Origin of the sequence: Streptomyces sp. SPB162 (assembly GCF_029504575.1) — a bacterium.
Lineage (GTDB): Bacteria > Actinomycetota > Actinomycetes > Streptomycetales > Streptomycetaceae > Actinacidiphila.
The window spans coordinates 4667453-4689223 of record NZ_JAQFII010000001.1; the positions used below are offsets into that span (position 1 = coordinate 4667453).

Genomic DNA, 21771 nt, shown 5'->3' on the forward strand with positions numbered 1-21771 from the left:
GACCCGGAACGTACCTTGTACGGCGGCCGGGAACGGTACTGCGGAAGACCTCCGAATCAACAGGAGCCATGAATGGCACGCCTTTCCGGCGTTGACCTCCCGCGTGAGAAGCGCGTGGAGATCGCCCTCACCTACGTCTTCGGCATCGGTCGCACCCGTGCCCAGGAGACCCTGAAGAACACCGGTGTGAACCCCGACACCCGCGTTCGCGACCTTGCCGAGGAAGACCTCGTCAAGCTCCGCGACTACGTGGATGCCAACTTCAAGACCGAGGGTGACCTCCGTCGCGAGGTGCAGGCCGACATCCGCCGCAAGGTCGAGATCGGCTGCTACCAGGGTCTGCGTCACCGTCGTGGCCTTCCGGTCCACGGTCAGCGCACCCACACCAACGCTCGTACCCGCAAGGGTCCGCGTCGCGCCATCGCCGGTAAGAAGAAGCCGGGCAAGAAGTAGTCCTAGCGGACGCCACTGCGGTGCGCCGGGTTCGCCCCCGGATCTCCGCAGAAGTAAGCGGTTCGCTCAGGACCGACCACCTCCACGGGAGTAATACATGCCTCCGAAGGGCCGTCAGGGCGCAGTCAAGAAGGTGCGCCGCAAGGAAAAGAAGAACGTCGCTCATGGGCACGCCCACATCAAGAGCACGTTCAACAACACGATCGTCTCGATCACGGACCCCTCGGGCAACGTGATCGCTTGGGCCTCTGCCGGCCATGTCGGCTTCAAGGGCTCGCGCAAGTCGACTCCGTTCGCCGCGCAGATGGCCGCCGAATCGGCTGCCCGTCGCGCGCAGGAGCACGGCATGCGCAAGGTCGACGTCTTCGTCAAGGGTCCCGGCTCCGGCCGTGAGACCGCGATCCGCTCCCTCCAGGCCACTGGCCTCGAGGTCGGCTCGATTCAAGACGTCACCCCCACTCCGCACAACGGATGCCGCCCGCCCAAGCGCCGCCGCGTCTGACCACCTGAAGTAGGAGACAAGACAATATGGCGCGTTACACCGGGGCCGACTGCAAGCGATGCCGTCGGGAGAAGCAGAAGCTGTTCCTCAAGGGCAGCAAGTGCGAGAGCGCAAAGTGCCCGATCGAGATCCGTCCTTACCCCCCGGGTGAGCACGGCCGCGGGCGCACCAAGGACAGCGAGTACCTCCTTCAGCTCCGCGAGAAGCAGAAGTGTGCCCGTATCTACGGTGTACTCGAGAAGCAGTTCGTGAACTACTACAAGGAAGCGAACCAGAAGTCCGGCAAGACCGGTGAGAACCTTCTGCGCATCCTTGAGATCCGTCTCGACAACGTGGTCTACCGGGCCGGCTTCGCCAAGTCCCGCGACCACGCCCGTCAGCTGGTTCGTCACGGACACATCACCGTGAACGGCCGCAAGACCGACATCCCGTCGGCTCGCGTGGCTGTGAACGACATCGTCGAGGTTCGTGAGTCCTCGCGTCAGATGACCCCGTTCGTGGTCGCTGCCGCCGAGGCCGGCGAGAAGACCGTGCCCGCGTGGCTCGAGTCGATCCCGTCGAAGCTCCGGATCCTCGTGCACTCCCTGCCCGAGCGGCCTGTCATCGACACGCAGGTCCAGGAGCAGCTGATCGTGGAGCTCTACTCCAAGTAGTAGTGGCTCAGCGATGCGGGCGGTACGACCGGGGGGATCTCCCTTCGGTCGTGCCGCCCGTACCCTTGCAGTACCCCTCGGTATCAAATAGCGGATGCCGATGACTGGAGGAACATCATGCTTATCGCTCAGCGTCCGTCGCTGACCGAAGAGGTCGTCGACGAATTCCGCTCCCGGTTCGTGATCGAGCCGCTGGAGCCGGGCTTCGGCTACACCCTCGGAAACTCCCTTCGCCGCACGCTCCTCTCCTCGATCCCCGGTGCCGCTGTCACCAGCATCCGGGTCGACGGCGTCCTGCACGAGTTCACCACCGTGCCGGGTGTCAAGGAGGACGTGACCGACGTCATCCTCAACATCAAGCAGCTCGTCGTCTCCTCGGAGCACGACGAGCCCGTCGTGATGTACCTGCGCAAGCAGGGCCCGGGTGTCGTCACCGCCGCCGACATCGCGCCCCCGGCCGGTGTCGAGGTGCACAACCCCGACCTGGTTCTGGCCACCCTGAACGCCAAGGGCAAGCTGGAGATGGAGCTGACCGTCGAGCGCGGTCGCGGCTACGTCTCCGCTGTCCAGAACAAGCAGCAGGGCCAGGAGATCGGCCGGATCCCGGTCGACTCCATCTACAGCCCGGTGCTCAAGGTCACGTACAAGGTCGAGGCGACCCGTGTCGAGCAGCGCACCGACTTCGACAAGCTGATCGTCGACGTCGAGACCAAGCAGGCCATGCGCCCGCGCGACGCCATGGCGTCGGCCGGTAAGACCCTGGTCGAGCTGTTCGGCCTGGCCCGCGAGCTCAACGTCGACGCCGAGGGCATCGACATGGGCCCGTCCCCGACGGACGCCGCCCTGGCCGCCGATCTGGCACTGCCGATCGAGGAGCTCGAGCTCACCGTTCGTTCGTACAACTGCCTCAAGCGCGAGGGCATCCACTCCGTGGGTGAGCTCGTCGCCCGCTCCGAGGCCGACCTGCTCGACATCCGCAACTTCGGTGCGAAGTCGATCGACGAGGTCAAGGCGAAGCTGGCCGGCATGGGCCTGGCCCTCAAGGACAGCCCGCCCGGATTCGACCCCACCGCCGCCGCCGACGCCTTCGGCGCCGACGACGACGTGGACGCCGGATTCGTGGAGACCGAGCAGTACTGATCCGACTCCGTCGCGGAGGCGGGACCGACCGCGGTTCATCCCGTGGGTCCCCGCCTCCGCGCGGTTCGGCAGAGACTTCTGGCAGGCACACGCCCGTCGGACACTGACACCGGTACCTGATCCGGCCGGTGCAGAAAAGAAGGAGAAAGACCATGCCTCAGCCCGCCAAGGGTGCTCGTCTGGGCGGCAGCGCCGCCCACGAGCGTCACCTGCTCGCGAACCTTGCGAAGGCGCTGTTCGAGCACGGCCGCATCACCACCACCGAGGCCAAGGCGCGTCGTCTGCGTCCGGTCGCGGAGCGCCTCATCACCAAGGCGAAGAAGGGCGACATCCACAACCGTCGCCAGGTGCTGGCCACCATCACCGACAAGAGCATCGTGCACACGCTCTTCACGGAGATCGGCCCGCGCTACGAGAACCGCCCCGGTGGTTACACGCGTATCACCAAGATCGGCAACCGTCGTGGCGACAACGCCCCGATGGCGGTCATCGAGCTGGTCGAGGCCCTGACCGTGGCCCAGGCCGCCACCGGTGAGGCCGAGGCCGCGACGAAGCGCGCGGTGAAGGAAGACACCCTCAAGAAGGACGACGCCCCGGCGAAGTCCGACGAGGTCGTCGAGGACGCCAAGCCGGCCGAGAAGGCCGACGAGGAGTCGAAGGACGCCTGATCCAGGCGTTCGGCGTACTACGGACGGGCCCGCTCCCAGCTTCTGGGGGCGGGCCCGTTCCGCATTCACGACGCGTGCGACCGCACGCCCGACACGATCCGCAACGGAGGACCGCACGGTGAGCGACGAGGTGGAGCCCGGTTTCGTACGGGTGCGGCTGGACCTGTCGTACGACGGGGCCGAATTCTCCGGCTGGGCGAAGCAGCGGACGCGGCGCACCGTGCAGGGCGACCTGGAGGCGGCGCTGCAGACGGTCATGCGGCTGCGGGAGCCGGTCTCGCTGACGGTGGCCGGCCGGACGGACGCGGGGGTACACGCGCGGGGCCAGGTCGCGCACCTGGACCTGGCGGAGGACGTGTGGGCCGAGCACGGCGAGAAGCTGCTGCGGCGGCTCGCGGGGAAGCTGCCGCACGACGTGCGGGTGTGGAGTGTCGCCGTGGCTCCGCGGGCCTTCAACGCGCGGTTCTCGGCGATCTGGCGGCGTTACGCGTACCGGGTCGGCGACCAGCAGGCCGGGGTCGACCCGCTGCTGCGCGGACACGTGCTGTGGCACGACCGGCCGCTGGACGTGGACCTCATGAACGAGGCGGCCGGCAAGCTGCTCGGCGAGCACGACTTCGCGGCCTACTGCAAGAAGCGCGAGGGCGCGACGACCATCCGCAAGCTGCTGGACCTGCACTGGGAGCGCTCGCCCGACGGGCTGGCCGTCGCGACCGTGCGGGCCGACGCGTTCTGTCACAACATGGTGCGGGCGCTGGTCGGCTCCATGCTGCTGGTCGGCGACGGGCACCGGGCGGCGGAGTTCCCCGGCGAGGTGCTCGCCGGAGGCGTCCGCAACTCGGCGGTCAACGTGGTGCGCCCGCACGGGCTGACCCTCGAAGAGGTCGGCTACCCGGCGGATGACGAGCTCGCGGCCCGCAACCTGCTGGCCCGTAACCTGCGCACGCTGCCGGGCTGTCTCTGACGGTCGTCCCCCCGGCGTCCGGGGGGACGATCGGCCGGCCTAGCTGCCCGCGGCCGTCTCGCGCGCGGCCGCGTCCTTGCCGCGCTGCACGATGCGCTCGAAGGCGAAGTTCGACGCGTCGACCCCGGCCTGCTTGGACGCGGTGTCGGCGTTGGTGGCGCTCGTGCCGTTCTTGGGCCCGGAGATCGTGTAGTAGGCGTAGCGGCCGACCGAGTTGGAGGTCGTCCAGCAGGACACGTTGTGGCAGAACGCGGCGACTCCGCCGCCGTTCAGCGGCAGCAGGAAGTGCAGGGTGGCCTTGGCCTTGGCGGCCGGCGCCTTGCCGTCGAAGACCGCGACGCCGACGGTGACCGCGGAGTTGCCCAGCACGTAGGTCGCCCGGACCACCTGGCGGCAGCCGTTCTGCGGCAGCGCCGTCGCGAGCCCGTCGGTGGCCGCGGCGGCGCAGCTGGTCGTCGAGGTGCCGGCGGTCCTGGTGTAGGTGCGGCCGGCGATCGTCATGAGCTTGCCGGGGAAGAGGGTGTCCGCGCCGATGGGGGCGGTGTCCTTCTTCGCCGTGGAGATGTAGTCCAGCGGGTTCTTCGGCGGCGGCGGGGCGACCGAGGAGAAGGACGGCTCGGGCGGCAGGGGCTGCGAGGGCGCGGTGGTGGTGGGGCCCGCTTTCGGCTTGCCGTCGCTCTTGTTCGACGCCACGACGGCGGCGGCGACGATCCCCGCGACGGCCACCGCGGCGAGCGCTCCGCCGCCGATCATGAACAGCTTGCGGCGCTTGGCCGCGCGCTCGCGCTCCGCGGCGAGCGCTCCCCAGTCGGGGGCGCTGGACTGCGGGGTCTGCGGGAAGGCGCCGGGGCCGGCCGCCGGGCCCTGCGGCTGCTGGGGGAAGGACGGCGGGGCACCGGCGGAGAGGCCGCTCGTCGGCGGGGCCCAGGCGGGCGCCTGCGGCGCGTCGGGGCCGCTCCGCGCGGGCTGCTGGGGCGGTTGCGGGGCCTGCGCGGGCTGCTGGGCGCCGGCGGACGGCCAGCTCTGCGCGCCCTGGCCGTAAGGGTCGGGCTGCTGTGCCTGCGGAGCCGCGCCGTCGGGTATCCGCGGGGCGGGCGCGGCGGGCGGTCCCTGGTAGGGGAGGGGCCGGGACGGGATGACGAGTCCCTCCAGCACCTCGCGCCGGCCCTCGCTCCCGGACTCGGGCGGAGTGGGCGCCGGCGTGCCCTGGCGCGGGTCGTGGGAAGGCGTGGGCCCATCAGTCATGACGCGCATCATATTCGCCGGACGGGCGGGGTGGACGCCCGATCCCGGCGGCCCCGGGCGACGGTGTCCGGCCGCTGGAAATCGGTTTGGGCCGGGGCCCCGGCAGGGGCGAGAATCCAGAGTTATGGGACATGTAGAGGCGGCACACCTGGAGTACTACCTTCCGGATGGACGGGTGCTGCTCGGCGACGTCTCGTTTCGGGTGGGGGAAGGCGCCAAGGTCGCTCTGGTCGGGGCGAACGGCGCGGGCAAGACGACCCTGCTGCGGTTGATCTCGGGAGAGCTCAAACCGGACGGCGGCTCGGTGACCATCAGCGGCGGGCTCGGCGTCATGCCGCAGTTCGTGGGCTCGGTCCGGGACGACCGGACGGTGCGGGACCTGCTGGTCTCCGTGTCGCGGGCGCGGATCAGGGCGGCCGCGAAGGCCGTGGACGCGGCCGAGCTGGCGATCATGGCGCAGGACGACGAACCGGCCCAGATGGCGTACGCGCACGCGCTCAGCGACTGGGCGGAGGCGCACGGCTACGAGGCCGAGAACATGTGGGACATGTGCACCCTGTCCGCGCTGGGCGTCCCGTACGAGCGGGCGCAGTGGCGCGAGGTCAAGACGCTCTCCGGCGGTGAGCAGAAGCGGCTGGTGCTCGAGGCCCTGCTGCGCGGCACCGACGAGGTGCTGCTGCTGGACGAGCCGGACAACTATCTGGACGTGCCCGGCAAGCGCTGGCTGGAGGAGCAGCTCGCGCAGACCAAGAAGACCGTGCTGTTCGTCTCGCACGACCGGGAGCTGCTGGCCCGTTCCGCCGAGCGCATCGTCAGCGTGGAGCCGGGGCCCGCGGGCTCGGACGTCTGGGTGCACGGCGGCGGCTTCGGCACGTACCACCAGGCGCGCAAGGACCGCTTCGCGCGGTTCGAGGAGCTGCGGCGCCGGTGGGAGGAAGAACACACCAAGATCAAGCAGATGGTCTTCCGGCTGCGCCAGCAGGCCGCCATCAGTCCGGACATGGCGTCGCGCTACCACGCGGCCCAGACCCGGCTGAAGCGCTTCGAGGACGCGGGTGCCCCGCAGGAGCCGCCGCGCGAGCAGGACATCAAGATGCGGTTGCGCGGCGGCCGTACCGGGGTGCGGGCGGTGACCTGCGAGGGGCTGGAGCTCACGGGTCTGATGAAGCCGTTCGACCTGGAGATCTACTACGGCGAGCGGGTCGCGGTGCTCGGCTCCAACGGGTCGGGTAAATCACACTTCCTGCGGCTGCTCGCCGGCCAGGACGTCCGGCACACCGGTTCCTGGAAGCTCGGCGCCCGGGTGGTGCCGGGGCACTTCGCGCAGACCCACGCGCACCCGGAGCTGGAGGGGCGCTCGCTGGTCGACATCCTGTGGACCGAGAACGCGCACGACCGCGGCCGGGCGATGGGCGTGCTGCGCCGCTACGAGCTGGAGCGCCAGGGCGATCAGAACTTCGGCAGCCTCTCCGGCGGCCAGCAGGCCCGCTTCCAGATCCTGCTGATGGAGCTGGCGGGCACCACCGCCCTCCTGCTGGACGAGCCGACGGACAACCTGGACCTGGAGAGCGCCGAGGCCCTCCAGGAGGGCCTGGAGGCCTATGACGGCACGGTGCTCGCGGTGACGCACGACCGCTGGTTCGCCCGGTCCTTCGACCGCTACCTGGTCTTCGGCTCCGACGGTGTCGTCCGCGAGTCGATGGAGCCGGTCTGGGATGAACGACGGGTGGAGCGCAAACGGTGACCGCCGGGTTACGGTGGGATGGCGGCAAGGGCCCTGACCAGGGCATCGGGGCGCGTTTTGACCCGTACGGTCGAAGCCGGGTATTCTGCGAGTTCGTTATGCGTATTGGCTTGCTCGTTCTCACGTGAGAGGCCCTTACGCCGGTCCGCCGGGCCGAACACCAGCGGCAGTACCGGGTTGCGTCCCCGAGTGCTGCCAAGACTGTCGTGATCGTCCGGGTGGCCTTGTCAGGACTCCACTCTCTGAAGAAGCGAAGGCTACGACCGTGCGTACGTTCAGCCCCAAGCCCGGCGATGTAACTCGCCAGTGGCACGTCATCGACGCGCAGGACGTTGTCCTGGGCCGTCTGGCCTCTCAGGCCGCGAACCTTCTCCGGGGCAAGCACAAGCCTGTGTACGCCCCGCACGTTGACACCGGTGACTTCGTCATCATCATCAACGCCGACAAGGTTCACCTTTCCGGCAACAAGAAGTCCCAGAAGATGGCTTACCGCCACTCTGGCTTCCCGGGTGGTCTGCGCTCCGTCCGCTACGACGAGCTGCTCGACAAGAACCCCGAGAAGGCCGTCGAGAAGGCCATCAAGGGCATGATCCCGAAGAACACCCTGGGCCGTCAGATGCTCTCGAAGCTGAAGGTCTACGCGGGCACCGACCACCCGCACGCTGCGCAGCAGCCGGTCCCGTTCGTGATCAGCCAGGTCTCGCAGTAGTCCCGGCCACCAGCTACCAGCAGAAAGCATCTGAGGAGAATCGTGGCTGAGACCACTACCGAGGCCCCCGTCGTCGAGGCTGACGACACCACCGAGACCGTTGAGGCCTTCGGGTCCGAGGAGGCTCCTTCGGAGTACACCTCGGAGTCGGACGCTCCGGAGGAGTACACCTCCGAGTCTCTCGCGGGCCGCTTCGGCGACCCGCAGCCGGCAGCCGGCACCGGCCGCCGCAAGCAGTCCATCGCCCGTGTCCGCATCGTGCCGGGCTCTGGCAAGTGGAAGATCAACGGTCGCACCCTCGAGGGTTACTTCCCGAACAAGGTGCACCAGCAGGAAGTCAACGAGCCGTTCAAGCTCCTTGAGCTGGACAACCGCTACGACGTCATCGCGCGTATCGGTGGCGGCGGCATCTCCGGCCAGGCCGGTGCGCTGCGCCTCGGTGTTGCCCGTGCGCTGAACGAGGCGGACACGGACAACAACCGCGCCGCCCTCAAGAAGGCCGGATTCCTGACGCGTGACGACCGTGCGGTCGAGCGCAAGAAGGCCGGTCTGAAGAAGGCCCGTAAGGCGCCGCAGTTCAGCAAGCGCTAGTCACGGCTTGGCGTTCGCCCCGGAGGCACTTCGTGTGCCTCCGGGGCGTTCGCTATTTACCGCCCAGGGCGTATACCTGTCGGTATCGCCCATGGTTCCCATACTCGGAGGAATAACAGTGGGACGACTCTTCGGCACGGACGGCGTGCGTGGCGTGGCCAACGCGGACCTGACCGCCGAGCTGGCGCTCGGCCTGTCCGTCGCGGCGGCTCATGTGCTCGCTGAGGCAGGCTCGTTCCGGGGGCACCGGCCGGTGGCCGTGGTCGGGCGCGATCCGCGTGCTTCGGGGGAGTTCCTGGAGGCCGCCATCGTGGCGGGCCTCGCGAGCGCCGGCGTGGACGTCCTGCGAGTCGGTGTGCTGCCCACCCCCGCGGTGGCGTATCTCACCGGCGCGCTGGGTGCCGACCTCGGCGTGATGCTCTCCGCCAGCCACAACGCGATGCCGGACAACGGTGTCAAGTTCCTGGCCCGCGGTGGCCACAAGCTCGACGACGCTCTCGAGGACCGCATCGAGCGGATCTACGAGGAGCACCGCGCGGGCGAGCCCTGGGACCGGCCGACCGGTTCCGGCGTCGGCCGGGTGAAGGACTACACCGAGGGCTTCGACCAGTACGTCGCGCACCTCATCGGCGTGCTGCCGAACCGTCTCGACGGACTGAAGATCGTCCTGGACGAGGCGCACGGCGCCGCCGCCTGGGTGTCGCCCGAGGCGTTCTCCCGGGCCGGTGCCGAGATCGTCACGATCGGCGCCCAGCCCGACGGCCTGAACATCAACGACGGCTGCGGCTCCACGCACCTCGAACTGCTCAAGGCCGCCGTCGTCGAGCACGGCGCGGACTTCGGCATCGCCCATGACGGTGACGCGGACCGCTGCCTGGCCATCGACGGCGACGGCAACGAGGTCGACGGCGACCAGATCCTGGCCGTGCTCGCCCTGGACCTGCGCGAGCGGGGCGGGCTGCGGGAGAACACCGTGGTCGGCACCGTCATGTCCAACCTCGGCTTCAAGCTGGCGATGGAGCGCGAGGGCATCAACCTCGTGGAGACGGCGGTCGGCGACCGCTACGTGCTGGAGTCGATGAAGGAGCACGGCTACGCGCTGGGCGGCGAGCAGTCCGGCCACGTCATCGTCCTGGACCACGCCACGACCGGCGACGGCACGCTGACCGGCCTTCTGCTGGCCGCGCGCGTCGCCTCCACCGGCCGCACGCTGGCCGACCTGGCCGGCGTCATGCAGCGCCTCCCGCAGGTGCTGGTGAACGTGCCGGACGTCGACAAGAGCCGCGTCGACACCGCTCCCGAGCTGGCGGCCGCGGTCGCCGAGGCCGAGCGCGAACTGGGCAGCACCGGACGGGTGCTGCTGCGCTCCTCGGGTACCGAGCCGCTGGTGCGCGTCATGGTCGAGGCCGCCGACATCGACCACGCCCGCTCGGTCGCGGGCCGGCTGGCCGACGTCGTGAAGTCCGTCCTGGGCTGAGTCCTGTCCCGTATATGAGAGAGCGCGCCGTCCCGTCCGCGGGTGGCGCGCTCTGTCACGTGTGGCGGCGGTTCAGAGCTTGCGCAGCGACAGCCGCTGGACCTTGTGCTGCGGGCCCTTGCGCAGCACAAGCGTGGCGCGGCTGCGCGTCGGCAGCACGTTCTGCTGCAGGTTGGGCCGGTTGACGGTCCGCCACATCAGCTGGGCGTACTCCAACGCCTCCGCCTCCGAGACCTGCGTGTACTTGCGGAAGTACGAGAACGGGTTCTGGAACGCGGTCTCCCGGAGCTTGCGGAACCGGCCGAGGTACCACTGCTCGATGTCTTCGGTGCGGGCGTCGACGTACACGCTGAAGTCGAAGAAGTCGGCGAGGCCGACGCGGGTGCGGCCGTCCTTGCCGGGCAACGCGGGCTGCAGCACGTTCAGGCCCTCGACGATGAGGATGTCCGGCCGGCGCACCGTCAGCCGCTCACCGGGGACGATGTCGTAGATCAGGTGCGAGTAGACGGGCGCGGTCACCTCGTCCTTGCCCGCCTTCACATCGGCCACGAAGCGGGTCAGCGCCCGCCGGTCGTAGGACTCCGGGAAGCCCTTGCGCGACATCAGGTCGCGGCGGTGCAGTTCGGCGTTGGGCAGCAGGAACCCGTCGGTGGTCACCAGCTCGACCCGCGGGTGCTCGGGCCAGCGGGCCAGCAGCGCCCGCAGGATGCGGGCGGTGGTCGACTTCCCGACCGCGACGCTCCCCGCCACCCCGATGACGAACGGGGTGCCCGGCTGCTCGCCGTGCCCGTTGCCCGCGTCGCCGAGGAAGGTGTTCAGCGCGCCCCGCAGGCCGCTGTGGGCGGCCACGTACAGGTTGAGCAGCCGGGACAGCGGCAGATAGACGTCCACGACCTCGTCCAGGTCGATGACGTCGCCCAGTCCCCGCAGCCGCTCCACCTCGTCGGCGGTCAGCGGCAGTGGCGTCCGCTCCCGCAGCGCGCTCCACTCCGCGCGGCTGAGGTCCACGTACGGGCTGATCTCGGCGCGTCGGCGCTGCTGCTGATCGGTGGTCGGCACACGCCCCATTGTGCTGCCGGGCCGCGCCCCGCTCACCTCGGGGGGCACCGGGGCTGTCCGGCGGCCCGGCGGAGGCGCCTCTGGGACGGCGGGGCGGTGCGGCCATAGGGTGAAGCGCATGTGCGGAATCGTTGGGTATGTGGGCGGCCGGTCCGCTCTCGATGTGGTCGTCGCCGGGTTGCGGCGGCTGGAGTACCGGGGCTATGACTCGGCGGGTACCGCCGTGCTGGCCGACGGTGGTCTGGCCGCTGCCAAGAGGGCCGGCAAGCTCGCCAACCTGGAGGCGCTGCTGGCGGAGCAGCCGCTGCCGGCGGGCGGAACCGGGATCGGGCACACGCGCTGGGCCACCCACGGCGGCCCCACGGATGTGAACGCGCACCCGCACCTGGACAACGCCGGGCGGGTCGCGGTGGTGCACAACGGCATCATCGAGAACTTCGCCGCGCTCCGCTCCGAGCTGGCCGAGCGCGGCCACGCGCTGGAGTCCGAGACCGACACCGAGGTCGTCGCGCACCTGCTCGCCGAGCACTTCTCCTCGTCGGCCGACCTGGCCGAGGCGATGCGGCAGGTCTGCCGGCAGCTGGACGGGGCGTTCACGCTGGTAGCGGTGCACGCGGACGAGCCGGACGTGGTGGTCGGAGCGCGCCGTAACTCACCGCTGGTGGTGGGCGTCGGGGAGGGCGAGAACTTCCTGGCGTCCGATGTCGCCGCGTTCATCGAGTACACCCGTGAGGCGATCGAGCTGGGCCAGGACCAGGTCGTGGAGCTGCGTCGGGAGAGCGTGACCGTCACCGACTTCGAGGGCAAGCCGGCCGAGGTGCGGCCGTACCACGTCGACTGGGACGTCTCCGCCGCCGAGAAGGGCGGCTACGACTACTTCATGCTCAAGGAGATCGCCGAGCAGCCGAAGGCGGTCGCCGACACGCTGCTGGGGCGGATCGGCACGGACGGCCGGCTGACGCTCGACGAGCTGCGGATGCCCGACCGGACGCTGCGGGAGATCGACAAGGTCGTGATCGTCGCGTGCGGGACGGCGTTCCACGCCGGAATGATCGCCAAGTACGCGATCGAGCACTGGACGCGGCTGCCCTGCGAGGTGGAGCTGGCGAGCGAGTTCCGGTACCGGGACCCGATCCTGGACCACCGCACGCTCGTCGTCGCGATCAGCCAGTCGGGCGAGACGATGGACACCCTGATGGCGCTGCGGCACGCCCGTGACCAGGGCGCGAAGGTGCTCGCCATCTGCAACACCAACGGCTCGACGATCCCGCGCGAGTCCGATGCCGTGCTCTACACGCACGCCGGGCCCGAGGTCGCGGTCGCGTCGACGAAGGCGTTCCTGACGCAGGTCGTCGCCTGCTACCTGGTGGCGCTGTACCTGGGGCAGGTGCGCGGCACCAAGTGGGGCGACGAGATCACCGGGGTGATCCGCGAGCTGTCGGAGATCGCCACCCAGGTGGGGGAGGTCCTGCGGACCATGGAGCCGGTGCGGGAGCTCGCGCGCTCGCTGAAGGACAAGAACACCGTGCTGTTCCTGGGCCGGCACGTCGGCTACCCGGTCGCCCTGGAGGGCGCGCTGAAGCTCAAGGAGCTGGCGTACATGCACGCCGAGGGGTTCGCGGCGGGCGAGCTCAAGCACGGGCCGATCGCGCTCATCGAGGAGGACCTGCCGGTGGTCGTGGTGGTGCCGTCGCCGCGCGGGCGGTCGGTGCTGCACGACAAGATCGTCTCCAACATCCAGGAGATCAGGGCCCGCGGCGCCCGCACCATCGTCATCGCCGAGGAGGGCGACGAGGCGGTCGTCCCGTACGCCGACCACATCATCCGCATCCCGCGCACGCCGGTGCTGCTGCAGCCGCTGGTGGCCACCGTTCCGCTGCAGGTCTTCGCGTGCGAACTGGCCACCGCCCGGGGCAACGAGGTCGACCAGCCGCGGAACCTCGCCAAGTCGGTGACGGTCGAATGATCATCGGAGTCGGGATCGACGTCGCCGAGATCGCGCGCTTCGCCGCGTCCTTGGAGCGCACGCCGGGTCTCGCCGACCGGCTCTTCACCCGGAACGAGCGGCTGCTGCCCGGCGGTGAACCCCGCGGCACGGCGTCGCTGGCCGCCCGCTTCGCCGCGAAGGAGGCACTGGCCAAGGCGCTCGGCGCTCCGGCCGGGCTGGTGTGGCTGGACGCCGAGGTGACGACGGAGGACACGGGCCAGCCGAGGCTCACCGTCACGGGCTCCGTGGCCCGGCGGGCGGCGGAGCTGGGGGTGCGGGGGTGGCATGTGTCGCTGAGCCATGACGCGGGGATCGCGTCCGCTGTGGTGATCGCGGAGGGGTAGGCGGGTCGGAGGTGTCGTCGCGGGTACGGGTACCGCGGCGGCCGAGAGGCAGCGGTTCAGCGAGAGAGGACGACGTATGCGGCACGCACACACCGTCGAGACCGTACGGGCGGCGGAGCGCGCTCTCATGGCGCGGCTGCCCGAGGGGGCGCTCATGCAGCGGGCCGCCGCCGGGCTGGCGGCCGCCTGCGCGGGGCTGCTCGGCCGGGTCTACGGTGCCCGCGTCGTCCTGCTCGTCGGCAGCGGCGACAACGGCGGGGACGCGATGTACGCGGGAGCCCGGCTCGCCCGGCGCGGGGCCGCCGTCACGGCTGTGTTGCTCGCGCCGGACCGGACGCACGGCGGCGGGTTGGCTGACCTGCGGGCGGCGGGTGGCCGCACGGTGGCCGCGGACGCGGCGCTGCCCGTCATCGAGCGCGCCGACCTGGTCCTGGACGGGATCATCGGCATCGGAGGGAAGGGCGGGCTGCGGCCGGCGGCCGTTCCCCTCGCGCGGGCCGCGCGCGCATCCCGCGCCACCGTGGTCGCCGTGGACCTGCCGAGCGGGGTCGACGCCGACACCGGCGAGGTCGCCGGGGAGGTCGTGCACGCCGACGTCACTGTCACCTTCGGCACCTACAAGCCGGGCCTGCTCATCGACCCGGCGGCCGGACACGCCGGCGCCCAGCGCCTGATCGACATCGGCCTCGGCCCGGACCTGCCGGCCCCGGCGCTCGAAGCGCTGCAGTTCGCGGACGTCGCCGGGCTGCTGCCGGTGCCGGCCGCCGAGAGCGACAAGTACCGGCGCGGGGTCGTGGGCGTCGTCGCCGGGTCCGCCCGCTACCCGGGCGCGGCCGTCCTCGCCGTGGCGGGCGCGCTGCGCGGCGGCGCGGGCGCCGTGCGGTACGTCGGGCACGGCGCGGAGGCCGTCCTGGCCCGCTTCCCCGAGACGCTGGTCACGACAGGGCCGCCGTCGGAGGCGGGCCGGGTCCAGGCCTGGGTGGTCGGACCGGGCCTCGGCGACGGCACGGAGGCGCGGCGGTCGGTCGACGACGTCCTCGCGTCCGACGTGCCGGTCCTCGTCGACGCGGACGGGCTGCGCCTGCTCTCCCGCGAACAGGTGCGGGAGCGCTCCGCGGCCACCGTCCTCACCCCGCACGCGGGGGAGGCGGCGGCGCTGCTGGGGCGGCCCCGCGAGGAGGTCGAGGCGGCGCGGCTGGCGTCCGTGCGGGAGCTGGCCGAGTCGTACGGTGCCACGGTGCTTCTGAAGGGCTCTACGACGCTGGTGGCCGCCCCCGACCGGTCCGTGCCGGTGCGGGTGAACCCGACCGGCACGTCCTGGCTCGCCACCGCCGGCAGCGGAGACGTCCTGTCCGGCCTCACCGGCTCCCTCCTGGCCGCCGGCCTCGCCCCCCGCGACGCCGCGTCCGTCGGAGCCCACCTCCACGGCCTGTCCGCCCGTCTGGCATCCGGCTCCGCCACCAGCGCGGGCGCCCCCATCGCCGCCGAAGACATCGCGTCGACGTTGCCGGCGGCGTGGCGGCAGGTCACGGGCGGCTGAGCGCCCCGCGTGGGCGCCGCCCGCGCAGGGCGGGGTCTGAGCCTGAGAGACTGGGGCCGATGGACAACGACGTGATGCGTGCCCGGGCGGAGATCGATCTGACCGCGCTTCGGGCGAATGTGAGGGCGCTGCGGGGCCGCGCTCCCGGGGCCGGGTTGATGGCCGTGGTCAAGGCGGACGCCTACGGGCACGGGATGGTGCCGTGTGCGCGGGCGGCGCTGGAGGCCGGGGCGACGTGGCTTGGGGCCGCCACGCCCGAGGAGGCGCTGGCGCTGCGTGCCGCCGGGGTGGGCGGCCGGCTGCTGTGCTGGCTGTGGACGCCCGGCGGGCCGTTCCGGGCCGCGATCGAGGCCGACATCGACGTGACGGTGAGCGCCCCGTGGGCGCTGCGCGAGGTGTGCGCGGCGGCCCGGGCGGCAGGCCGCACCGCCAGGGTGCAGCTGAAGGTCGACACCGGCCTGGGCCGCAACGGCTGCCAGCCGGCCGACTGGCCGGAGCTGACCGCCGCGGCGCGGACCGCCGAGACCGACGGGCTGATCAAGGTCACCGGCGTCTGGTCGCACTTCTCGTGCGCCGACGAGCCGGGACACCCGTCGATCGCCGACGAGCTGGCGGCGTTCCACACCGCCCTGGCGGTCGCGGCGGACGCGGGACTCGACCCCGAGGTGCGGCACCTGGCGAACTCGCCGGGCACCCTGACCCTCCCCGAGGCGCACTTCGATCTGGTGCGCACCGGCGTCGCGATGTACGGGATCTCGCCGGTGCCCCAGGTCGGCGGCCCCGCCGACTTCGGGCTGCGGCCGGTGATGACGCTGGCCGCGCGGCTGGCGTCGGTCAAGCGGGTGCCGGGCGGCCACGGGGTCAGCTACGGCCACCACTACATCACCCCGGGCGAGACGACCCTGGCGCTCGTCCCGCTGGGCTACGCGGACGGCGTCCCGCGCCACGCGTCAGGCTCGGGACCCGTCCTGGTTGCCGGCAAGTGGCGGACGGTCGCCGGCCGGGTCGCGATGGACCAGTTCGTCGTCGACCTCGGGGGTGACGCGGCCGAAGCGGGCGACGAAGCAGTACTGTTCGGGCCGGGTGACCGGGGCGAGCCGACCGCGGAGGACTGGGCGCAGGCCGCGGGCACCATCGCCTACGAGATCGTCACGCGCATCGGGACCCGGGTGCCGCGCGTCTATGTCGACAACGGGAGACGCGTACCAGGGGAGTAGCGGGAACACGATGACCATGGACAGCGGAGCGAAGTGGGAACGGGCCGGCAAGAACGCCGGCTTCCTCGGTGCGGCGATCGGCGTGGTGGCGGCGGGCGCCGCCGCGGGCGTGGCGCTGGAGCGGCTCACCGTCGGCAGGGGCATCCGCCGGAAGGCGCGCCTCGCGCTGGACGCGGCCGGACCGTACGGGGCGTTGCGCGGCGATCCGGGCACGGTGGCCGCGGAGGACGGCACCGAGCTGTACTACGAGGTCGAGGACGTCGTGGAACAGCCGGTGGCGGTGCAGCGGCGCGGTTGGTCGGGGATCTTCAAACGGACCGGCGGAGTCGAGGCGCAGCCGCTCACCGTCGTGTTCTGCCATGGCTACTGCCTCAACCAGGACGCCTGGCACTTCCAGCGCGCGGCACTGCGCGGCAACGTCCGGGCCGTCTACTGGGACCAGCGCAGCCACGGCCGCTCCGAGCGAGGCCGTGACCAGGTCGCGGGCGAGCCGGCCACGATCGACCAGCTCGGCCGTGACCTCAAGGCGGTGCTGGACGTCGCCGCGCCCAGCGGCCCGCTGGTGCTCGTCGGGCACTCGATGGGCGGCATGACGATCATGGCGCTGGCCGACCAGTTCCCCGACCTGGTGACGCGTCGGGTGGCCGGTGTCGCCTTCGTCGGCACCTCGGCCGGCAAGCTGGCGGCGATGACGATGGGGCTGCCGGCCGCCGGGGCCCGGGCGTTCCGGGTGCTGGCGCCGGGCGTGCTGCGCCTCCTCGGTACCCAGGTGGACCTGGTGGAACGCGGACGGCGGGCCACCGCTGACCTCTTCGCGGGCATCGTGAAGCGGTACTCCTTCGCCTCGGAGGTCGACGCGTCGGTGGCCCGGTTCGCCGAGCGGCTGATCGAGGGGACGCCCATCGACGTCGTCGCCGAGTTCTACCCGGCGTTCATCCAGCACGAGAAGGCGGAGGCGCTGGCCGTACTGGACGGCAAGCCCGCGCTCGTCCTGGCCGGGGACAGGGACCTGCTCACACCGAGCGACCACAGCGCCGACATCGCCGAGCGGCTGCCCGCCGCGGAACTGGTGATCGTCGAGAACGCCGGGCACCTGGTGATGCTGGAGTACCCGGAACTGGTGAACGCCCATCTGGCGGCCCTGCTGGCCCGTGCCGCGGACGCGGTCCAGGCCCCGCTGCCGGAGGCGGTGCGGGAGTTGGGCCTCCCCGAGGTGCGGGCGGCGGTGCAGGAGGCGTAGCCCTGACGGGCCGAAGGCCGGACCTGCCTCGGCCACGCCGCGTAACATTTCCGCACATGGAACCGCTGCACGGTCAGTACACCGCTGACGAATCCGTATCCGTCCGCCTCACCGTCCGGACCCCCGACCGTATGCAGGAGTTGGGCCGGGCGCTGGCCGGTCTGCTGCTCCCCGGGGACCTGGTGCTCCTCAGCGGCGAACTGGGCGCGGGCAAGACGACGCTCACCCGCGGCCTGGGGGAGGGCCTCGGGGTGCGGGGGGCGGTGACCTCGCCGACCTTCGTGATCGCCCGGGTGCATCCGTCGCTCAGCGGCGGGCCGGCCCTGGTCCACGTGGACGCGTACCGGCTGGCCGGCGGGCTCGACGAGATGGAGGACCTGGACCTCGACGTCTCGCTGCCGGAGTCGGTGGTCGTCGTCGAGTGGGGCGAGGGCAAGGTCGAGGAGCTGTCGGAGGCCCGGCTGCAGGTCGTCATCTCGCGGACGCTGGGCGCGGCCGACCCCTGTGACGAGACCGGTTCCGACCCCGACGCCAAGCCGGACCCCGACGCCGATGACGTGCGCGAGGTGACGGTCACCGGTATCGGCCGGCGCTGGGTCAACCAGGACCTCTCGCCGCTCGGGGCGTAGCCGGGCGCGGGGCTTCCGACAACGTGTCGGGAAGATGTTGCGCGGGGGCGGCCCGGCGTGGTCGCATGGGGAGTGCAGATGTTGGTCGAGGCTGCCTACATTCCCCCAGGAGGCACGCATGCCGGCTCATGGCACTTCGGGCGCCCCGAAGCCCGCCGCAGTCCCCGCGGTCCCGGCTGCCCCCGTGATGCCCGGGATCCCCGCCATTCCGTCACTGCCGTCGATGAGCGAGCTGCTGGCGGCGGGCGCGGCGGCGACGGCCGTCTCCACCCCGCCGGACGAGAACGCCGGGGACCGCCGCGACGCCGCGTAGTACCCGGCCGCCGTTCACCCGTTCGGTGGAATCAGCGACTCCGACGGCTCGGCCGCCCGCTCAGCGGACGACGACGACCTTCGTGTCGTACACCGCGAGCTTCCACAGCGCGTCTCCGTCGGCGGGTGTCTCCCGAATGCCGCCGGTCTTCTTCGCCGGGTCCGGTTCTGGCATCGATCCGTCGACCGCCGCGCTGAAGCCGATGACGGTGGCGCCGACGCTCGCGAACCGCACGACGTGCTCGATCTTGACCCCGTCACCGCCGGTGCCGCGCCCGGTGCGGGAGACCACCTTGTAGCGGCCGGGCGCGGGGTCGACACTGCCCGGGACGACGACGAAGGTACGCAGCACCTTCTCGGAGTCGCTCACCAGCCAGACCCGGTCGTCCTTCAGCCCGTAGACCACGCGCTTGCCGGTGCCGGACTGGGCGGGCAGCGTCGGCACCTTCGCGACGGGCGGCACCTTGGCCGGGGGCGCGGTGGAGGCCGGGTTGGAGGGGAGGGCCGTCACGGGATGGTCGGCCGCGGAACCGGAGGCCTGGACGGCCAGTACGGCGATGACGGCGAGCGCGGCAGCGGTGAGACCTGTCACGAGGGTCCCCGACCCGATCCTTGGCACGGTTGGTTCGCTCCTCCGGAGGGGTTTGCGGGCTGTGGTCGACGGTAGCAGCCGGGACCCGCCGGACGACCGCGCGGCAGGCCCCGGGCGGCCGGTGTTGCGGCCCCGACGCCCCGCCGCCACGGCCGGGGCGGGGCCGTAGGGTGGCACCGTGCTACTGCTTGCTTTTGATACCGCCACTCCCGCTGTGACCGCCGCGCTCCACGACGGCCGGCGGGTGCTCGCCGAGTCGACGGTCGTCGACGCCCGGCGGCACGGAGAACTGCTCATGCCGGCCGTCGACCGGGTGCTGGCCGAGGCCGGCGCGGCGATCGGCGACGTGACGGGCATCGTCGTCGGGACCGGTCCCGGGCCGTACACGGGGCTGCGGGTCGGCCTGGTGACCGCCGCCGCGTTCGGCGACGCGCTCGGGGTGCCGGTGCACGGCATCTGCACCCTCGACGGGATCGCCTACGCGGCCGGTCTCGCCGGCGTCGACGGCCCCTTCGTGGTGGCCACCGACGCCCGCCGCAAAGAGGTCTACTGGGCCCGCTACGACAGCCCGCGCGAGCGGGTGACCGAGCCGGCCGTCGACCGTCCCGCCGACCTCGAGTCGACGGTCGCGGGGCTGCCCGCCGTCGGCGCCGGAGCCGCCCTGTACCCGGAGGTCTTCACGGACGTCCGGGCGCCGGAGCACCAGTCCGCCGCCGCGCTGGCCGCGCTGGGCGCCGTACGGCTCGCGGAGGGCGCGGAGTTCGCGCCCGCGCTGCCGCTGTACCTGCGGCGGCCCGACGCGCAGGTGCCGGCCGGCTACAAGGCGGTCCTGCCCAAGTGACGGTGACCCTGCGCGAGATGCGCTGGTGGGACCTGGACGCGGTGATGGAGCTGGAACGCGAACTCTTCCCCGAGGACGCCTGGTCGCGCGGCATGTTCTGGTCCGAGCTGGCCGACGCGCGGCACCCGCTGGCGAGCCGGCACTACATCGTGGCCGAGGACGGCGGGGAGGACGGCGCGGGCCGGCTGGTCGGGTACGCGGGGCTCGCGGCGATCGCCGGGACCGGCGACGTGCAGACCATCGCCGCCGCCCGCGACCACTGGGGTTCCGGCCTCGGCGGCCGGCTCCTCGCCGACCTGATGCGGCAGGCCACCGCCTTCGAGTGCCACGAGGTGCTGCTCGAGGTCCGCGTCGACAACCTCCGTGCCCAACGGCTCTACGAGCGCTTCGGCTTCGAGCCGATCGGCTTCCGCAAGGGCTACTACCAACCGGGCAACGTCGACGCCCTCGTGATGCGCATGACCGAACCCTCCTCCGTACAAGGAACCACTACTGATGGCTGACGAGCCGCTTGTCCTCGGTATCGAGACCTCCTGCGACGAGACCGGTGTCGGCATCGTCCGCGGGCACACCCTGCTCGCCGACGCGGTGGCGTCGAGCGTCGACGACCACGCGCGCTACGGCGGAGTGGTCCCCGAGATCGCCAGCCGGGCCCACCTGGAGGCGATGGTCCCCACGATCCAGCGCGCCCTCAAGGAGGCGGGGGTCGCGGCGCGCGACCTCGACGGCATCGCCGTCACCGCCGGCCCCGGGCTCGCGGGCGCGCTGCTGGTGGGCGTGAGCGCCGCCAAGGCGTACGCCTACGCGCTCGGCAAGCCGCTCTACGGGGTCAACCACCTCGCCTCGCACATCTGCGTGGACCAGCTGGAGCACGGTGCGCTGCCCGAGCCGACGATGGCGCTGCTGGTCTCCGGCGGGCACTCGTCGCTGCTGCTCGCGCCCGACATCACCGGTGACGTGCGGCCGCTGGGCTCGACGATCGACGACGCGGCGGGCGAGGCGTTCGACAAGGTCGCCCGGGTGCTGGGCCTCGGCTTCCCCGGCGGCCCGGCCATCGACCGGCACGCCCGCGACGGCGACCCGAAGGCGATCAGGTTCCCGCGCGGCCTGACCGGCCCGCGGGACGCGCCGTACGACTTCTCCTTCTCCGGCCTGAAGACGGCCGTCGCGCGCTGGGTCGAGGCGCGGCGCCGCGAGGGCATGGACGTGCCGGTGGCGGACGTGGCCGCGTCGTTCCAGGAGGCGGTGGTGGACGTGCTGACCCGTAAGGCGCTGCGGGCCTGCAAGGAGAACGGCGTGGACCACCTGATGATCGGCGGCGGCGTCGCGGCCAACTCGCGGCTGCGCTCGCTGGCGCTGGAGCGCTGCGAGGACGCGGGCATCGTGCTGCGGGTGCCGCGGCGCGAGCTGTGCACGGACAACGGCGCGATGGTCGCGGCGCTCGGCGCGGAGATGGTGGCGCGGAACCGTCCGGCGTCGACCTGGGACCTGCCGGCCGATTCCTCGCTGCCCGTCACCGAGGTCTCCGTACCGGGCCACACACACGACCACGCGCACTCCCACCCGCACGACCACGTGCACGAGCTGAGCAAGGACAACCTGTACTGATGACCGTCGCCCTGATGTGGGAGGCGCGGGCCGCCGAGGGGCGCGGCGCCGAGTTGCTGGAATGGGTCCGCGCCCAGGAGCTGGCACCGGCCCCGCTGCGCCGCGAGCACTTCTCGGCGCCCGGTGAGCGGGTGCTCGTCATCACCTGGTGGGACGCGCCCTACGAGGCCGAGTTGCCCGAGCTGGCGGAACCCCCGGCCGCTTTTCTGCATCGTTCAGTACACAGATGGCGTTTTGAACGAACAGCTTAGGGTTT

At 71.7% G+C, this 21771-nt stretch carries 24 protein-coding genes; 21 read left to right on the top strand and 3 right to left on the bottom strand.

Annotated elements, in window-relative coordinates; translation table 11 throughout:
• Nucleotides 1–72 precede the first annotated feature (72 nt).
• From rpsM to truA, 6 genes are all read left to right on the top strand, one after another.
• On the top strand, nt 73–453 hold the full coding sequence (gene rpsM / locus M2266_RS21480) for a 30S ribosomal protein S13 (protein WP_269276299.1): 381 nt from the start codon (nt 73–75) through the stop codon (nt 451–453).
• Between the two features lie 97 nt (nt 454–550).
• On the top strand, nt 551–955 hold the full coding sequence (gene rpsK / locus M2266_RS21485) for a 30S ribosomal protein S11 (RefSeq protein ID WP_138352917.1): 405 nt from the start codon (nt 551–553) through the stop codon (nt 953–955).
• 26 nt (nt 956–981) lie between these two features.
• Entirely contained in the window at nt 982–1608 is a 627-nt protein-coding gene (gene rpsD, locus M2266_RS21490; RefSeq protein WP_138352918.1) for a 30S ribosomal protein S4, read from the top strand.
• 117 nt (nt 1609–1725) lie between these two features.
• The gene (locus tag M2266_RS21495; protein WP_033177813.1) at nt 1726–2748 is read left to right on the top strand and encodes a DNA-directed RNA polymerase subunit alpha; all 1023 of its coding nucleotides are present in this window, start codon (nt 1726–1728) and stop codon (nt 2746–2748) included.
• 152 nt (nt 2749–2900) lie between these two features.
• On the top strand, nt 2901–3416 hold the full coding sequence (rplQ, locus tag M2266_RS21500; protein ID WP_269276294.1) for a 50S ribosomal protein L17: 516 nt from the start codon (nt 2901–2903) through the stop codon (nt 3414–3416).
• Nucleotides 3417–3534: 118 nt separating this feature from the next.
• On the top strand, nt 3535–4380 hold the full coding sequence (gene truA, locus M2266_RS21505) for a tRNA pseudouridine(38-40) synthase TruA (RefSeq protein WP_277439638.1): 846 nt from the start codon (nt 3535–3537) through the stop codon (nt 4378–4380).
• A gap of 39 nt (nt 4381–4419) precedes the next feature.
• On the opposite strand, the gene M2266_RS21510 is transcribed toward truA, so the two are convergent.
• On the bottom strand, nt 4420–5625 hold the full coding sequence (locus M2266_RS21510; RefSeq protein WP_277439639.1) for a hypothetical protein: 1206 nt from the start codon (nt 5623–5625) through the stop codon (nt 4420–4422).
• A 124-nt stretch (nt 5626–5749) separates the two neighbouring features.
• Here M2266_RS21510 and M2266_RS21515 point away from each other — a divergent pair, with 124 nt between their 5' ends.
• The 4 genes from M2266_RS21515 to glmM all read left to right on the top strand — a co-directional run bounded on the left by M2266_RS21515 (nt 5750) and on the right by glmM (nt 10146).
• Nucleotides 5750–7369, top strand: a complete 1620-nt coding sequence (locus tag M2266_RS21515; protein WP_277439640.1) for an ATP-binding cassette domain-containing protein — start codon at nt 5750–5752, stop codon at nt 7367–7369.
• 265 nt (nt 7370–7634) lie between these two features.
• Nucleotides 7635–8078 carry a 50S ribosomal protein L13 gene (rplM, locus tag M2266_RS21520; protein WP_269276287.1) on the top strand — a complete coding sequence of 148 codons (444 nt, stop codon included), beginning with the start codon at nt 7635–7637 and terminating at the stop codon, nt 8076–8078.
• A gap of 42 nt (nt 8079–8120) precedes the next feature.
• Entirely contained in the window at nt 8121–8669 is a 549-nt protein-coding gene (gene rpsI / locus M2266_RS21525; protein ID WP_277439641.1) for a 30S ribosomal protein S9, read from the top strand.
• Nucleotides 8670–8787: 118 nt separating this feature from the next.
• The gene (gene glmM, locus M2266_RS21530; protein WP_277439642.1) at nt 8788–10146 is read left to right on the top strand and encodes a phosphoglucosamine mutase; all 1359 of its coding nucleotides are present in this window, start codon (nt 8788–8790) and stop codon (nt 10144–10146) included.
• A gap of 72 nt (nt 10147–10218) precedes the next feature.
• Here glmM and coaA read toward each other — a convergent pair whose 3' ends face one another.
• Nucleotides 10219–11205, bottom strand: coding sequence for a type I pantothenate kinase (gene coaA, locus M2266_RS21535; protein WP_277439643.1), 987 nt, complete (start codon nt 11203–11205; stop codon nt 10219–10221).
• Between the two features lie 118 nt (nt 11206–11323).
• On the opposite strand from coaA, the gene glmS reads away from it, so the two are divergent.
• The 7 genes from glmS to M2266_RS21570 all read left to right on the top strand — a co-directional run bounded on the left by glmS (nt 11324) and on the right by M2266_RS21570 (nt 18475).
• Nucleotides 11324–13171: a glutamine--fructose-6-phosphate transaminase (isomerizing) gene (glmS, locus tag M2266_RS21540; protein WP_277439644.1), complete on the top strand. Its 1848-nt coding sequence runs from the start codon at nt 11324–11326 to the stop codon at nt 13169–13171.
• Nucleotides 13168–13536, top strand: coding sequence for a holo-ACP synthase (locus M2266_RS21545; RefSeq protein WP_277439645.1), 369 nt, complete (start codon nt 13168–13170; stop codon nt 13534–13536). The genes glmS and M2266_RS21545 overlap by 4 nt, the downstream gene beginning before the upstream one ends.
• 76 nt (nt 13537–13612) lie before the next feature.
• Complete coding sequence (locus tag M2266_RS21550) at nt 13613–15076, top strand: NAD(P)H-hydrate dehydratase (protein ID WP_277439646.1); 1464 nt, start codon at nt 13613–13615, stop codon at nt 15074–15076.
• Between the two features lie 59 nt (nt 15077–15135).
• Nucleotides 15136–16293 (top strand): alanine racemase, encoded by a 1158-nt coding sequence (gene alr, locus M2266_RS21555; RefSeq protein ID WP_277439647.1) that lies wholly within the window; start codon nt 15136–15138, stop codon nt 16291–16293.
• A gap of 16 nt (nt 16294–16309) precedes the next feature.
• Complete coding sequence (locus M2266_RS21560; protein ID WP_277439648.1) at nt 16310–17533, top strand: alpha/beta hydrolase; 1224 nt, start codon at nt 16310–16312, stop codon at nt 17531–17533.
• Between the two features lie 56 nt (nt 17534–17589).
• Nucleotides 17590–18162, top strand: coding sequence for a tRNA (adenosine(37)-N6)-threonylcarbamoyltransferase complex ATPase subunit type 1 TsaE (gene tsaE / locus M2266_RS21565; RefSeq protein ID WP_277439649.1), 573 nt, complete (start codon nt 17590–17592; stop codon nt 18160–18162).
• A gap of 118 nt (nt 18163–18280) precedes the next feature.
• Nucleotides 18281–18475 carry a hypothetical protein gene (locus M2266_RS21570; protein WP_277439650.1) on the top strand — a complete coding sequence of 65 codons (195 nt, stop codon included), beginning with the start codon at nt 18281–18283 and terminating at the stop codon, nt 18473–18475.
• A 60-nt stretch (nt 18476–18535) separates the two neighbouring features.
• On the opposite strand, the gene M2266_RS21575 is transcribed toward M2266_RS21570, so the two are convergent.
• Entirely contained in the window at nt 18536–19093 is a 558-nt protein-coding gene (locus M2266_RS21575; protein WP_277439651.1) for a hypothetical protein, read from the bottom strand.
• A 151-nt stretch (nt 19094–19244) separates the two neighbouring features.
• Here M2266_RS21575 and tsaB point away from each other — a divergent pair, with 151 nt between their 5' ends.
• From tsaB to M2266_RS21595, 4 genes are read left to right on the top strand one after another with little or no spacing between them, the layout of a single operon-like run.
• The gene (tsaB, locus tag M2266_RS21580; RefSeq protein ID WP_277439652.1) at nt 19245–19907 is read left to right on the top strand and encodes a tRNA (adenosine(37)-N6)-threonylcarbamoyltransferase complex dimerization subunit type 1 TsaB; all 663 of its coding nucleotides are present in this window, start codon (nt 19245–19247) and stop codon (nt 19905–19907) included.
• A gap of 17 nt (nt 19908–19924) precedes the next feature.
• The gene (gene rimI, locus M2266_RS21585; RefSeq protein WP_277441292.1) at nt 19925–20410 is read left to right on the top strand and encodes a ribosomal protein S18-alanine N-acetyltransferase; all 486 of its coding nucleotides are present in this window, start codon (nt 19925–19927) and stop codon (nt 20408–20410) included.
• A complete protein-coding gene (gene tsaD, locus M2266_RS21590) occupies nt 20403–21515 on the top strand; it encodes a tRNA (adenosine(37)-N6)-threonylcarbamoyltransferase complex transferase subunit TsaD (protein ID WP_277439653.1) in 1113 nt (370 codons plus the stop codon). The genes rimI and tsaD overlap by 8 nt, the downstream gene beginning before the upstream one ends.
• Nucleotides 21515–21766 (top strand): hypothetical protein, encoded by a 252-nt coding sequence (locus M2266_RS21595; RefSeq protein WP_277439654.1) that lies wholly within the window; start codon nt 21515–21517, stop codon nt 21764–21766. The genes tsaD and M2266_RS21595 overlap by 1 nt, the downstream gene beginning before the upstream one ends.
• The last annotated feature ends 5 nt before the right edge of the window (nt 21767–21771 follow it).

Bases quoted from the DNA above. Each gene is read 5' to 3' on its own strand.
- rpsM (WP_269276299.1), top strand. From the start codon at position 73: ATGGCACGCCTTTCCGGCGTTGACCTCCCGCGTGAGAAGCGCGTGGAG.
- rpsK (WP_138352917.1), top strand. From the start codon at position 551: ATGCCTCCGAAGGGCCGTCAGGGCGCAGTCAAGAAGGTGCGCCGCAAG.
- rpsD (WP_138352918.1), top strand. From the start codon at position 982: ATGGCGCGTTACACCGGGGCCGACTGCAAGCGATGCCGTCGGGAGAAG.
- M2266_RS21495 (WP_033177813.1), top strand. From the start codon at position 1,726: ATGCTTATCGCTCAGCGTCCGTCGCTGACCGAAGAGGTCGTCGACGAA.
- rplQ (WP_269276294.1), top strand. From the start codon at position 2,901: ATGCCTCAGCCCGCCAAGGGTGCTCGTCTGGGCGGCAGCGCCGCCCAC.
- M2266_RS21510 (WP_277439639.1), bottom strand. From the start codon at position 5,625: ATGACTGATGGGCCCACGCCTTCCCACGACCCGCGCCAGGGCACGCCG.
- M2266_RS21515 (WP_277439640.1), top strand. From the start codon at position 5,750: ATGGGACATGTAGAGGCGGCACACCTGGAGTACTACCTTCCGGATGGA.
- glmS (WP_277439644.1), top strand. From the start codon at position 11,324: ATGTGCGGAATCGTTGGGTATGTGGGCGGCCGGTCCGCTCTCGATGTG.
- M2266_RS21545 (WP_277439645.1), top strand. From the start codon at position 13,168: ATGATCATCGGAGTCGGGATCGACGTCGCCGAGATCGCGCGCTTCGCC.
- M2266_RS21550 (WP_277439646.1), top strand. From the start codon at position 13,613: ATGCGGCACGCACACACCGTCGAGACCGTACGGGCGGCGGAGCGCGCT.
- alr (WP_277439647.1), top strand. From the start codon at position 15,136: ATGGACAACGACGTGATGCGTGCCCGGGCGGAGATCGATCTGACCGCG.
- M2266_RS21560 (WP_277439648.1), top strand. From the start codon at position 16,310: ATGGACAGCGGAGCGAAGTGGGAACGGGCCGGCAAGAACGCCGGCTTC.
- tsaE (WP_277439649.1), top strand. From the start codon at position 17,590: ATGGAACCGCTGCACGGTCAGTACACCGCTGACGAATCCGTATCCGTC.
- M2266_RS21570 (WP_277439650.1), top strand. From the start codon at position 18,281: ATGCCGGCTCATGGCACTTCGGGCGCCCCGAAGCCCGCCGCAGTCCCC.
- rimI (WP_277441292.1), top strand. From the start codon at position 19,925: ATGCGCTGGTGGGACCTGGACGCGGTGATGGAGCTGGAACGCGAACTC.
- tsaD (WP_277439653.1), top strand. From the start codon at position 20,403: ATGGCTGACGAGCCGCTTGTCCTCGGTATCGAGACCTCCTGCGACGAG.
- M2266_RS21595 (WP_277439654.1), top strand. From the start codon at position 21,515: ATGACCGTCGCCCTGATGTGGGAGGCGCGGGCCGCCGAGGGGCGCGGC.